The following is a 13063-nucleotide window of genomic DNA, read 5'->3' on the forward strand; positions in this document are numbered from 1 at the left end:
CTCTCATCATGATGAGAGCGGTTTTTGTATATGTGTATATGCATACATGTGTATTTGTATATGTGTATATGCATGCGTATGTATATGTATATGTATAAAATAAATAATGATGTACAATGAAGAAAACTTTTCTTTGCAACATAATGAGGTAAAATATGAAACGAAAACCGCATGATTCTGTGCAAAGTCCGTCTTACTACACAGACGGCCGTTATGAAACGATCGAAGCCATTGAGGCGTGGAGATTGGATCACCATGCCGGTGACGCGCTGGCGTATATCAGCCGCGCCGGTAAAAAATCACCCGAAACGTACTGCCTCGACCTGCAGAAAGCGCTGTGGTACATTCATCGCATTCTGGCCGAGCCGCGCCTGCGCGATATTGATCCGCAGAATTTTACCGAAGACAAACAGTTGACACCGATTTTGGCGACGGCAGTGGTTCACTTGCAGGCGGCGAGCGTGGCCGATCAGGCGGGGGATCGAACGAGCGCCCGAGCGGAGTGGAAACTTGTGCGCGGAGCATTGCAACATGCGCTGACGGAGAAACAATAGTCGTCATGCGGATTGCGTTGGCGCTGAGAAACACTTGGACAATAAAAAAGACCTGCCGCGGCAGGTCTTTTTTGTGCTTAGAAAGCGGAGATGATAGCCCCTTTGTATTTATCCGAGATAAATTTCTTGGTGGACTCGCTTTGCAGCGCTTTCATCAGTTTTTCGATTTCCGGACGTTGTTGATCGCCGTCACGAATGGCGACGATATTGGCGTACGGGGAATCTTTCGCTTCGAGATAGAGCGCGTCGGAGATCGGGTTCATGCCCGCGTCAATCGCGTAGTTCGTATTGATGACGGCAATGTCAACATCATTGATCGCGCGCGGCAATTGCGCGGCTTCCAGTTCCGAAAATACCAAGCCTTTCGGATTGGCGATGATGTCCGCTACTGTCGCCGTGATGCCCGCGTTTTTCTGCAGGTCGATCAAACCGGCCGATTTCAGCAGAAGCAATGCGCGTCCGCCGTTGGTCGGGTCGTTCGGAATCGCTACTTTCGCGCCTTCCGGCAAACCGCTCAAATCTTTCAACTTGCTCGAGTATACGCCCATCGGTTCAAGATGGACCGTGCCCGCGGAGACTAATTTCAGATTGTGCTCGGAGTTGAAGTTGTCCAAGTACGGTTGGTGCTGGAAGTAGTTCGCGTCGAGCTCTTTGTCGTTCAGCGCGAGATTCGGCTGTACGTAATCGGTAAACTCAATGACTTGAAGATTGATGCCTTCTTTCGCGAGCGCCTCTTTGACATTGCCCAGGATTTCCGCGTGCGGCACCGGGGATGCACCCACCTTAATCGTGACGGACGGCGCGGGAGCGGCTGCTTTTTCCGATTGTTTGTCGCTGCCGCAGCCGGCGATTACAAGAGCACATGCCATGACACCGACACCGGCTAAACTATACCATTTTTTCATGTCATAACCTCCTTGAATTTTTTGAATTGCCCTCAATATAGCATTTTCCCGATGCTTCGTCAAACAAATAAAACAATTATGCAGACAATTTTATATAAAAAATAATAAAATGGACTGAAATAACATCAAGATACGCGTCATAAACCGCATTTTTTTACAAACGAAATATAAAAATATAATTAAGGCGAAGTGAGCGAAACGGCGATGCGCCTTGTCGTTGTCGCCAACGGAATATCTGAACGACTGTTCTGTGGTACAGCGTGAAATTGACGCAGCTTGCTAAATCGCTATAATCGGGGAATAGAAAGGATGTGGAAGAGTGAAAAAGTTAATTTGGGTATTGAGTTTGTGCGCGGCCTTGCTGGCGCTTGTCGGTTGCGGTCAGACCCCGCAGGAAAATCAGGGAAAACTGCAGGTGGTAACGACCGTGTATCCCGTGTACGACGTGGTGAAAAAAGTGGCGGGGGATCACGCCGACGTCACGCTTTTGGTGCCGCCGGGAGCGGAGCCGCACGATTGGGAACCGACCGCGAGCGATTTGAAGAAAATCGGTCAGGCGAAAGTCTTTTTCTACAACGGCGCGGGTTTGGAACCGACCGATCAGATTTTGAAGAAAGACATTACGCGTGACGCGATGGTCGTCGAATTAAGTCATGGGTTGGATCTGCTGAAGGCAGAGGACCATGATGACGATGATCACGATCATGATCATGATGCCGATCACCATGACGAAGATCATCACGATGAAGATCATCATGCGGAAGGCCATCATCATCACCACCATCACGGCGGCGTAGATCCGCACGTGTGGTTGGATCCGCAAAACGTCATGAAAGAAGCGGCGGCGGTAGCCGACGCGTTGGCGAAAGCCGATCCGGCGCATGCCGACGCGTACCGCGCCAATGCGAAGAAATACCAAGAGGAATTGGCGGCGCTCGACAAGGACATGGATGCGGAGCTCTCGTCGCTCGCGAATAAACATCTCGTCGTTTCACACGAGGCGTTCGGTTACCTGGCCGCGCGCTACGGCTTAACGCAAGTCGGCATCATGGGTGTTGACGCGGATGCCGAACCGACGCCGGAACGCATGGCGCAACTGGTCGAATTCATTCGTGAACATGATGTGCACACAATTTACAGCGAAGAACTCGTTAATCCGCGCTTGGCGGACGCGATCGCCGCGGAGACCGGAGCGGTCGTACGCGTGTTGAATCCGATTGAAGGCTTGACCGTCGTGCAGGAAAAAGCGGGCTACGATTACATTAAGTTGCAGCGTGAAAATCTGGCCACTTTGACTGCCGGTCAACAATAATATGCTTCCCTTCAGCCGTCACTTCGGTGGCGGCTTTTTTCTTGCCGCAAAAGAATGAATGCGCGGTGCGTATGCGAAAAATAAAAGGGACTTGCCAGGCCATGGAAATTGAGGTACAATCACTTACGAAAGTTGAATATGGAGTATTACGTCTTTTGATTGACATTTTCTGTAATCAATGATAAAATTACTAATTGCAGTAGTGTCATTATGATCGTGGAGACTGATAGAGGAGAGACGCAGTACAAAAAATGCAAAAGCAAGGTTCAAAAAGGAACCTTGCTTTTATTGTCATTTTTCGAAAACGACACGTGAATAGCCGAGACGACACGATAACGCCAATATCAGAAAGGGTGACAAGTGCATGTTCAAACCGGTAAATATGGGCACGCGGAAACGGTACACCTACGCCAAGATCAATGAGGTCTTGCAAATGCCGCACTTGCTCGATTTACAGCGAAATTCCTACCTGTGGTTTCAGGAAGAAGGACTGCGGGAAATTTTTGAAGATATTTCTCCGATTGAAAGCAATGAACGGGGCAATAATCAAGACGGTAAATTAAAACTTTATTTTGATGATTACAAATTCGGTGAACCGAAATATGATATCGCCGAATGCAAGGAGCGCGACGCGACGTTCGCGGCGCCGCTGCGCGTGAAAGTTCGTCTGGAAAATGCCGAAACGGGTGAGCTCGCCGAAACGGAAGTGTTTATGGGCGACTTCCCGGTGATGACCGATACCGGCACGTTCGTCATCAACGGCGCGGAACGCGTTATCGTCAGCCAGTTGGTGCGCTCGCCGGGCGTATATTACAGCGGCACGATTGACCAAATGGGTAAGTCGCTGTTCAGCTCCACGGTGATTCCGAACCGCGGCGCTTGGATTGAACTCGAAAGCGACGCCAATGATATCGTGCACGTGCGCATCGACCGTAACCGCAAGTTGCCGGCGACGGTTCTCGTGCGCGCGCTGGGCTTCGAAACGAATGATGAAATCATGGATCTTTTCGGTGACGATCCGCGCATCGCGGAAACGTTGAAAAAAGACCCGACGCGTTCGCAGGAAGAAGCGTTAATTGAAATATATAAGAAATTGCGTCCGGGCGAACCGCCGTCCATCGACAGCGCGACTTCGATGTTCAACAATTTGTTCTTCGATCCGCGCCGCTATGATTTGGCGCATATCGGACGTTATAAATTAGGTAAGAAATTAGGCTGGCAGGGTCGTCTGTTCGGTCAGACGTTAGCGCGCCCGCTGGTTCACCCGCACACGGGCAAAGTTGTTTTGCCCGAAGGCACCGTGATCGGTCATAAAGAACTCGACCAGATCGCGGCCTCCGAAATGTTTGCCGATGCCGGCTCCGACTGGGCGCGTCAGCTCGAAGGCAAGACGCTGGCGGATACTCTCGTGGATATCAATACCGGCGAAGTGCTTTTGGAAGAAGGCACGAAAGTCGGCAAGAAAGAGTTGAAAGCCATTAAAGACAGCGGCATGTTCAAACGCATGCCCGCCAATGATATCGAGGCCATTATTGAAGGCGTGCTGCCGGCGCGTCGCGTAGAAAAAACGCTCGCGCAGAAACGCATTCCGGGTCTGCAGGAAATTTATGTCCTGAAAGGGGAAGGCGAAAATCGTCAGGAAGTCAAAATCGTTTGCAATAACGTGAATCTTCCGGACACCTTGCGTACCGTCGAACCGGCGGACATGATCGCCAATATTTCCTATTTATTGAATTTAATGGAAGGCATCGGCCATGTCGATGATATTGACCACTTGGGGAACCGCCGCTTGCGTTGCGTCGGCGAACTGTTGCAGAACCAGTTCCGCATCGGTTTGACCCGCATGGAACGTGTCGTCAAAGAACGTATGGCGACGCAGGATATCGACAATCTGACGCCGCAGATGCTGATCAACATTCGTCCGGTCACAGCGGCGCTGAAAGAATTTTTCGGTTCAAGCCAATTGTCGCAGTTCATGGACCAGACGAACCCGTTGGCGGAACTGACGCACAAACGTCGCCTTTCCGCATTGGGACCGGGCGGTCTTTCCCGTGAACGCGCGGGCTTTGAAGTTCGCGACGTGCACCATTCGCACTACGGCCGCATGTGCCCGATTGAAACGCCGGAAGGTCCGAACATCGGCTTGATTTCATCCCTGGCGAACTTTGCGAAAGTCAATAAATACGGTTTGATTGAAACGCCGTATCGCGTGGTGAAACACGACGGCGATGATGTCACCGTTACGAGCGAAGTGCGTTACGTCACCGCCGATGCCGAGGAAAACCTCGTCGTGGCGCAGGCGAACGAACCGCTTGATGAAAATAACCGTTTTGAACACGCGCATGTCGCGAGCCGTCTGCAATCTGAAGTCATTGAAGTCGCGCCGCAACGCGTGGATTTGATGGACGTTTCGCCGAAACAGGTCGTTTCGGTCGGTACGGCATTGATCCCGTTCCTTGAAAACGACGACGCGAACCGTGCCTTGATGGGCGCGAACATGCAACGTCAGGCGGTACCGCTGTTGCGTACGCAGGCACCGCTCGTCGGCACGGGCATGGAATACACCGCCGCCCGCGACTCCGGCGTATGCGTACTCGCCAAACGCGCGGGTACGGTAGAACGCGTCACCGGGAAAGAAATCATCATCAAAACCGATGACGGCAAATTGGATCGTTACGATCTGATCAAATTCATGCGCTCCAACCAGAGCACCTGCATCAACCAGATCCCGCTCGTTTATAAGGGCGATCGCGTGGAAGCGGGCGATGCGCTGGCGGATGGCATGGCAACCGACGGCGGCGAACTCGCGCTCGGTTACAACGTGCTCGTTGCGTTTATGCCGTGGGAAGGCTACAACTACGAAGACGCGATTCTTCTCTCGGAAGAATTGTGCAAGGAAGACATTTACACGTCGATCCATATTGAAGAATACGAATGCGATGCGCGCGACACGAAGCTCGGCGCGGAAGAAATTACCCGCCAGCTCCCGAATGTCAGCGAAGATTCGTTGAAATATTTGGATGAAGAAGGCATTATCTCAATCGGCGCGGAAGTGCGCCCGGGGGATGTCCTGGTCGGTAAAGTCACGCCGAAAGGCGAAACCGAGCAGACGCCGGAAGAACGTTTGCTGCGTGCCATTTTCGGCGACAAAGAACGCGAAGTCCGCGACACCAGCTTGCGCGTGCCGCACGGCGAATCCGGCAAGATCGTTGATGTTCGCGTGTTCACCCGTGAAAACGGCGATGAACTGCAACCGGGCGTCAATAAACTCGTTCGCGTCTACATCGCGCAGAAACGTAAGATTCACGAAGGCGATAAGATGGCGGGCCGCCATGGTAACAAGGGCGTTGTCTCCCGCGTCATGCGCCAGGAAGATATGCCGTTCATGCCGGACGGCACGCCGGTTCAAATCGTGTTGAACCCGCTCGGCGTACCGAGCCGTATGAATATCGGTCAGGTTTTGGAAACCCACTTGGGACGCGCGGTTCAGGCGTTAGGCATGGAAATTCGCAACAACGATCCGGATCTGCCGCGTCGCTTGAAAGAATACGGTTACGATGTCGATAAATACGGCATGCCCGAACCGGATGTCGCCGGTATTCATATCGCGACGCCGGTCTTTGACGGCGCGTCGGAAGTTGACGTATTCAGCACGTTGAAGCTCGCCAACTTGCCGGAAGACGGCAAGACGGAACTGTTCGACGGTCGCACCGGTGAAAAGATGGACAACCGCGTTACCGTCGGCTACAAATACATGTTGAAGTTGCACCACTTGGTCGATGACAAGATTCACGCTCGTTCGACCGGTCCGTACTCGCTCGTCACCCAACAGCCGTTGGGCGGTAAAGCGCAGTTCGGCGGCCAGCGTTTCGGTGAAATGGAAGTCTGGGCGCTGGAAGCGTACGGCGCAGCGTACACCTTGCAGGAAATCCTGACGGTGAAATCCGACGATGTGATCGGCCGTGTGAAAGCGTACGAAAAAATCGTCAAAGGGGAAAATATCCCCGAACCGGGTGTTCCGGAATCGTTCAAGGTGCTCTTGAAAGAGCTTCAGTCGATCGGCTTGGATGTTCGCATTTTGAATGAAAACGGCGAAGAAGTCGTCATTCGTGAACTCGAAGAAGAAGACTTGCCGCAGGCGGAAGAAAATGAACTGCGCGAAGTCATGGAATCCGATGCCAGCGGGCAAAGCCGAACTTCCGCGGAGACGGAAGATGCGGATAACGCACCGGAAGAAAATGAAATGAGCGTGGAAGACACGGCGCAGCAGGCCGATACCCAAAATATCGCCGCCGCGGAACCGTTCTTCACCGATACTGATAACGACGCTGAATAGTGAAGGGAGCGGTAGATTTGTTAGATGTGAACGAATTTGATTCGATGCAAATCGGACTGGCTTCGCCCGAAAAGATTCGTGCCTGGTCGCATGGTGAGGTCACCAAGCCGGAAACGATTAACTATCGGACGCTGAAGCCGGAAAAAGACGGTCTCTTTTGTGAACGGATTTTCGGTCCGACCAAGGACTGGGAATGCCATTGCGGAAAGTATAAACGGATCCGCAATAAAGGCGTCGTCTGTGATAAATGCGGGGTCGAAGTCACCCGCGCCAAAGTACGTCGCGAACGCATGGGGCATATCGAATTGGCCACCCCGGTGTCGCACATTTGGTACTTCAAAGGAATTCCGAGCCGGATGGGACTCATTCTTGACGTCTCGCCGCGTTCGTTGGAACGTGTCCTGTACTTCGTGTCCTACATCGTGTTGGATCCGAAAGACACGGGACTTAAGAAAAAAGAACTGCTGAACGAAGCGGAATATCGGGAAGCGGTCGAAACCTACGGGTACAATTCGTTTGTCGCGAAGATGGGCGCGGAAGCGATCCAAACCCTGTTGGCGGAAATCGACCTGGAAGAACTGCGCAAAGAACTGCGCGCGGAAATGCAGGAAGCGAGCGGCCAACGCCGCTTGCGCGCGATTCGTCGCTTAGAAGTCGTCGAAGCCTTCCGTAAATCCGGCAACCGTCCGGAATGGATGATTATGAACTGCGTGCCGGTCATTCCGCCGGAACTGCGCCCGATGGTGCAGCTCGACGGCGGTCGGTTCGCGACCAGCGATTTGAACGATCTCTATCGTCGTGTCATCAACCGTAACAACCGTTTGAAACGTTTGCTGGAACTACATGCGCCGGAAATTATCGTGCGCAACGAAAAACGCATGCTGCAGGAAGCTGTCGACGCGCTCATTGATAACGGCCGTCGCGGCCGCGCGGTCACCGGACCGGGCAACCGCGCGCTGAAATCCCTTTCCGATCTCCTGAAAGGTAAACAGGGCCGTTTCCGTCAGAACTTGTTGGGTAAGCGTGTTGACTACTCCGGCCGTTCCGTTATCGTTGTCGGACCGGAACTCAAAATGCACCAATGCGGTCTGCCGAAAGAAATGGCGCTCGAACTCTTCAAACCGTTTGTCATGAAAGAACTCGTTGCCCGCGGTTTGGCGAACAACATCAAAAACGCCAAGAAAACAGTCGAAAAAATCGCGCCGGAAGTGTGGGATGTCCTCGAAGATGTCATCCACAAACATCCGGTTCTCTTGAACCGCGCGCCGACCTTGCACCGCTTGGGTATCCAGGCGTTTGAACCGATTCTTTGGGAAGGTCGCGCCATCAAATTGCACCCGCTCGTCTGCGCGGCGTACAACGCCGACTTCGACGGCGACCAGATGGCTTGCCACTTGCCGCTGTCGGTCGAAGCGCAAGCCGAAGCGCGTACGCTGATGCTTTCCGTCAACAATATTTTGTCGACGAAAGACGGTAAACCGGTCGCGGTACCGTCGCAGGATATGGTCCTTGGCGCGTACTACCTGACCATTGACCGCTCGGAAGAATACAGAGATGAGAAAGGCGCGCTGCGCATGCTCGTGCCGGAGACGGAATACAGCCTGATGGACGAAGAGGCGCGGAAAAACGCGATCTCGATCCCCACATTTGCCGATTACGATGAAGTCGTCATGGCGTATGACCAGCACTTCATCGACTTGCAGCATTATATCTTCGTGCGCATTCCGGAACACGGTCGTGTCTTGACCACGGCCGGCCGCCTGATTTTCAACATGGCGCTGCCGGAAGAATTGCGTTACTACTGTGAAAATGAATCCGGTCAGGCGATGCTCGGCGTGCTCATGGATAAGAAAGAGCTCGCTCGCCTGATTAATAACTGCTTCCGTCATTTCGGCATGGCGCATACCGCGGATCTGCTCGACCGCGTGAAGACGCTCGGCTTCCACTACGCAAGAAAAGCCGGCATGACGATCGCTATCGCCGACATTAAAGTACCGGCGACGAAAGAAACGATTCTCGCCAAAGCCGACCAAAAGGTCGATAAAGTGAACAGCCTCTTCAAGCGCGGCTTGATTACCGACGATGAACGCTATCGCAAAACGATTGATATTTGGAATGACGCGACCGGCGAAGTTACCCGCGAAATGATGCAGGGCTTTGATAAATTCAACCCCTTGACCATGATGGCGCAATCCGGCGCCCGCGGTAACGAACAGCAAATCCGTCAGCTCGCCGGCATGCGCGGCTTGATGGCCGATCCGTCCGGCCGCATCATCGACTTGCCGATTAAGTCGAACTTCCGTGAAGGCTTGACCGTTTTGGACTACTTCACATCGTCGCACGGCGCGCGTAAAGGTTTGGCCGATACGGCGCTCCGTACGGCGGACTCCGGCTACCTGACCCGTCGTCTCGTCGACGTCGCGCAGGATGTTATCGTGCGCGAAGAAGATTGCGACATTGTTTCCGTTGATCTTGTTCGTGAGCGCGGTCGTCTCGCGGCTACGGCCAAAGAAGCGATCGCCGCCATGCAGGATAAATTGCTCGGACGCGTTCTTGAAACCGCGGTAGTTGATTCGGAAACGGGTGAAGCGCTCGTTGCGGAAGGCACGAAACTTACCGCCAAAGATTTGCAGGTCATCGGCGAGCATCTGGTTCCGCAGATCGTCTTGCGCGGCTCGTACGCCAACACCGAAGAACACGAACACGTATCCAGCGAAAACACCGTTGTCACTTTGGGTCAGCCCGAAGACAACCTGCGCAACAAATTGCGCAAACACATGGTGGATCGCATGCTCGACAAAGAACTCGTCGAAGATGTGGAAACGGTTGCCGGTGAAGTTCTTTACCAAAAAGGACAGAAACTCACCGAAGCGATGATTGAAAAAATCCTCGCCAGCGACGCTCGCCGTGTCGTCGTTCATTTGGATGAAATCGACGGTATTGAAGTCGAAGCCATCGTCGAAGGCGACGGCGTCATTGAACCGTTGCGCGACCGTCTCGCCGGCCGCATCACCGCGGAAGATCTTTACAATAAAGAAACCAACGAGCTTATCATCGCGAAAAATGAGCTCATCAATGAAGAAATCGCAGCCGAAATCGAAAAACATTACGACACGGTCAAGATTCGTTCGGTTCTCACCTGCCAGTGCCGTCACGGCGTCTGCCGCAAGTGCTACGGCCGCAACCTCGGTACCGGCCGCATGGTCGAAGTCGGTGAAGCCGTCGGCATCATCGCGGCACAGTCCATCGGTGAACCGGGCACGCAGCTGACGATGCGTACGTTCCACACCGGCGGCGTCGCGTCGAACGAAGATATCACGCAAGGTCTGCCGCGTGTTGAAGAACTTTTCGAAGCGCGCAAACCGAAACGCTACGCGATTATCGCGGAAATCGGCGGCACCGTGCAGATTGAAACGCTGGAAGAAAACAAGCAAATCCAAAAAATTCACATTACCGACGGCGGCGAAGAATGGTCCAAAACCATTCCGTACGGCCTGAAGATCGTGGTCGAAGACGGCGACACCATCGCCAAAGGCGACCGCCTGACCGAAGGCTCGATCAACCCGCACGACATTCTGCATGTACTCGGCGTCCAGGCGACCCAGCGTTACCTGGTCTACGAAGTGCAAAAAGTATATAAATCGCAGGGTGTTGAAATTAACGACAAGCACATCGAAGTCATCGTGCGTCAAATGCTCCATAAAATCAAATTGGAGGACGCCGGCGATACCGATATGCTGCCGGGAGATACCGTCGAAGCGAACCTGCTGGAACTCGAGAACAAACGCTTACGCGCCGAAGGCAAGAAGGAAGCGAGCGGCAAACATATCCTCTTGGGGATTACCAAAGCCGCGCTTGCGACCGATTCGTTCCTTTCCGCCGCCTCCTTCCAGGAAACCACGCGTGTCCTCACGGAAGCCGCGATCAAAGGTAAAATCGATCCGTTGCTCGGCTTGAAAGAAAACGTCATCATCGGCAAACTGATTCCGGCCGGCACGGGCATGTCCCGCTACCGCAACATCAGTCTTGCGGAAGATAAACCGCAAATCACCGTGGAAAGCGTCGAAGAAAACGCTGACCAAGCGGAAGAAACGGCCGCCGAAGCATAAAAGCAAAGCGAAACAAAAAGAGACGACAATGTCGTCTCTTTTTTTGCGTCTCAAATTCGCAATCATTGGGAAACCGTCTAGGGAATCAACAATGGCCAACGGTTAGCAGGAGCGCATAATGCGAACGGAGACATGGTTGCGACGCGATCGTCTTGAAAAAGCATTAAAAAAGGTATAATTATAATATATAAAGAGAGCGCGAACGGCTGAATCAATACGGGCGGCGGGAGAAGTCGTTGGCAAAACATAGAATTAAATAAAGGCCGCCAAAGCATACGACTTGGCAATGAAGTATAGAGACGAGGAGGTGCGGGAGTGATAAGCTATGAAGAATACAGAGCAATAGTCATGCGAGAGTTCAAAGAGTTGTGGGGCCCTTTGAGCGATGAAGAAGTAGAGGCGTACTTCGAGCGAGAGGGAAACAAAATTACGAGAGCGCGTTATGAAGATGATGTTGAAAGTCTAAAAGAGGGAGAAATCACTGAGCGTATACTGGAAAAGGGTTGTACCTCGTCGATTGCGTATTGTTTAGCCCTGATGTATTAAAAGACGCTAAAGCGAAACGAGGAGGTGCCGGAGTGATAAGCTATGAAGAGTACAGAGCAATAGTTGTACGCAGCTTCAAAGAATCAAGAAGGTCTTTGAGCGATGAAGAGGTAGAAGCGTACTTCGAGCGTGAGGGAAACGAAATTACAAGGGCGCGCTATGAAGATGACGTTGAAAGTCTAAAAGAGGGAAAAATCACAGAGCGCGTACTAGAAAGGGGTTGCCCCGCGTCGGTGGCGTATTGTTTATCCCTGATGTATTAAAAGCCGCTAAAGCGAAATGCTGAGGCGGTTTTTTGTTGCGCGAAAGGAGACATCATGCAAAGAATCGTAAAGACGGTAACCGTCGAGCGCGGGAAACTGTACGCAACGGTCGGTGAAATGCCTACCGCGCTGACTACGTTTGACCACGACGCGAAGACGGGGCCCGACCGGCAACGGATTGGATCCGTATAGATAAGGGGAATATGGTAGTATAAATACAGAACACAGTAATCGGAGGTGCGAGATGAAAAATTATTTTGACTTAAGCGGTAAAATTGCGCTCGTTACGGGCGGTTCATCCGGTCTTGGCATTCAGTTGGCCAAGGCTCTGGCTCGGCAAGGGGCGACGGTGGTGGTCGCCGCGCGGCGGGAAGAAAAACTGCAGGAGACGGTGCGGGCGCTGAAAGAACTCGGCGCGGAAGCGTCCTATGTGGTGATGGATGTCATGTCGCCAGAAAGCATCGATCAGGCGGTGGCAGAGATTGTCGCACAATATCAGCGCATCGATATTTTGGTGAATAACGCAGGCGTCGGAGCGAGTGTGCCGGCGGCGGAGCAGTCGACAGAGGATTGGCGCAAAGTGCTCGGCACGAATCTGGACGGCGTATACTATGTGGCGCGCGCGGTGGGTAAACAGATGTTGAAGCAGGAATACGGTAAAATCATCAACCTCGGCTCAATCCATTCGGAAGTGGCGATGAAACCCGCTTATCTTTCCGCATACAGCGCGGCCAAAGGCGGCGTGAAAATGCTGACCAAAGCGTTGGCGGTGGAATGGGCGCAACACGGCATCACGGTCAATGCGATCGGACCGGGTTATTTTGACACGCATATGACGGAAAAAGCATTTCAAACGCAAGCGTTTCAAGATATTCTCGCGACGTATTCGCCGATGGGACGCGGCGGTCGACCGGGTGAACTGGACGGCGCGGTGATTTATTTCGCCTCCGATGCTTCGAGCTTCACTACCGGTCAGCTGCTTTGCATTGACGGAGGTTGGACGGCGATCTAAATAAAAAAGAGACCTTGCGGTCTCTT

The 13063-nt window shown here is 52.8% G+C and carries 9 protein-coding genes; 8 read left to right on the forward strand and 1 reads right to left on the reverse strand.

The window, feature by feature from the left end; all coding sequences use genetic code 11:
* Nucleotides 1–155: 155 nt before the first annotated feature.
* Entirely contained in the window at nt 156–554 is a 399-nt protein-coding gene (locus tag KH813_RS03850) for a DUF3310 domain-containing protein (RefSeq protein WP_303993463.1), read from the forward strand.
* Nucleotides 555–631: 77 nt separating this feature from the next.
* On the opposite strand, the gene KH813_RS03855 is transcribed toward KH813_RS03850, so the two are convergent.
* Complete coding sequence (locus KH813_RS03855; RefSeq protein WP_303993466.1) at nt 632–1459, reverse strand: MetQ/NlpA family ABC transporter substrate-binding protein; 828 nt, start codon at nt 1457–1459, stop codon at nt 632–634.
* A 319-nt stretch (nt 1460–1778) separates the two neighbouring features.
* On the opposite strand from KH813_RS03855, the gene KH813_RS03860 reads away from it, so the two are divergent.
* The 7 genes from KH813_RS03860 to KH813_RS03890 all read left to right on the forward strand — a co-directional run bounded on the left by KH813_RS03860 (nt 1779) and on the right by KH813_RS03890 (nt 13037).
* On the forward strand, nt 1779–2771 hold the full coding sequence (locus KH813_RS03860; protein WP_303993469.1) for a metal ABC transporter solute-binding protein, Zn/Mn family: 993 nt from the start codon (nt 1779–1781) through the stop codon (nt 2769–2771).
* Nucleotides 2772–3135: 364 nt separating this feature from the next.
* On the forward strand, nt 3136–7107 hold the full coding sequence (gene rpoB / locus KH813_RS03865; RefSeq protein WP_303993472.1) for a DNA-directed RNA polymerase subunit beta: 3972 nt from the start codon (nt 3136–3138) through the stop codon (nt 7105–7107).
* Between the two features lie 17 nt (nt 7108–7124).
* Nucleotides 7125–11216 carry a DNA-directed RNA polymerase subunit beta' gene (gene rpoC, locus KH813_RS03870; RefSeq protein WP_303993474.1) on the forward strand — a complete coding sequence of 1364 codons (4092 nt, stop codon included), beginning with the start codon at nt 7125–7127 and terminating at the stop codon, nt 11214–11216.
* A gap of 315 nt (nt 11217–11531) precedes the next feature.
* Nucleotides 11532–11762 carry a hypothetical protein gene (locus tag KH813_RS03875; RefSeq protein ID WP_303993475.1) on the forward strand — a complete coding sequence of 77 codons (231 nt, stop codon included), beginning with the start codon at nt 11532–11534 and terminating at the stop codon, nt 11760–11762.
* A gap of 32 nt (nt 11763–11794) precedes the next feature.
* Nucleotides 11795–12025, forward strand: a complete 231-nt coding sequence (locus KH813_RS03880) for a hypothetical protein (protein WP_303993478.1) — start codon at nt 11795–11797, stop codon at nt 12023–12025.
* Nucleotides 12026–12079: 54 nt separating this feature from the next.
* The gene (locus KH813_RS03885; protein ID WP_303993480.1) at nt 12080–12217 is read left to right on the forward strand and encodes a hypothetical protein; all 138 of its coding nucleotides are present in this window, start codon (nt 12080–12082) and stop codon (nt 12215–12217) included.
* Nucleotides 12218–12269: 52 nt separating this feature from the next.
* Complete coding sequence (locus KH813_RS03890) at nt 12270–13037, forward strand: SDR family oxidoreductase (protein WP_303993483.1); 768 nt, start codon at nt 12270–12272, stop codon at nt 13035–13037.
* The last annotated feature ends 26 nt before the right edge of the window (nt 13038–13063 follow it).

The organism is Negativicoccus succinicivorans (assembly GCF_018373335.1).
GTDB classification, from domain to species: Bacteria; Bacillota; Negativicutes; order Veillonellales; family Negativicoccaceae; genus Negativicoccus; species Negativicoccus succinicivorans_A.